Annotated in this window: 1 protein-coding gene; it reads left to right on the plus strand. The window is 71.0% G+C overall.

What is annotated here, in order from left to right:
- A partial coding sequence (locus B0F77_RS46475) for a serine/threonine-protein kinase (RefSeq protein ID WP_158103034.1) occupies positions 1-476 on the plus strand: 476 nt, incomplete at both ends.

The following is a 476-nucleotide window of genomic DNA, read 5'->3' on the forward strand; positions in this document are numbered from 1 at the left end:
CCGGTGCCGCTTCGGCACCGGGGATCGCGTTGCCCGGCTACAGCGGTTTCCGCGTGATCGCGCAGGGCGGCGAGGGCACGATCTACCGCGCCCGGCAGGACGGACTGGGCCGGGACGTCGCGGTGAAGGTGCTGCAGGTGACGGACCCGGCGACGGTGACCCGTTTCCGCCGCGAGCTGGCGATCACCGTCGAGCTCGGCCGCCAGCATCCGCACATCGTCACCGTGCTGGACACGGGCACGCTGCCGGACGGCCGCCCGTGCATCGTCATGGAGTTCTACGAACGCGGTTCGCTGCACGACCGTTTGCGCGCCATGGGTCCGTTGGCCGTGCCGGACGTGGTCGCAGCGGGCATCGCGGTGGCGGACGCGCTGGCGTTCGCGCACGGCCAGAGCATCCTGCATCGGGACGTGAAGCCGCAGAACGTGCTCGTGCTGCCCACTTCCTATGTGCTGGCCGACTTCGGCATCGCCCGC

Source organism: Lentzea kentuckyensis (genome assembly GCF_002150765.1).
In the GTDB taxonomy this organism is placed as follows: Bacteria; Actinomycetota; Actinomycetes; order Mycobacteriales; family Pseudonocardiaceae; genus Lentzea; species Lentzea kentuckyensis.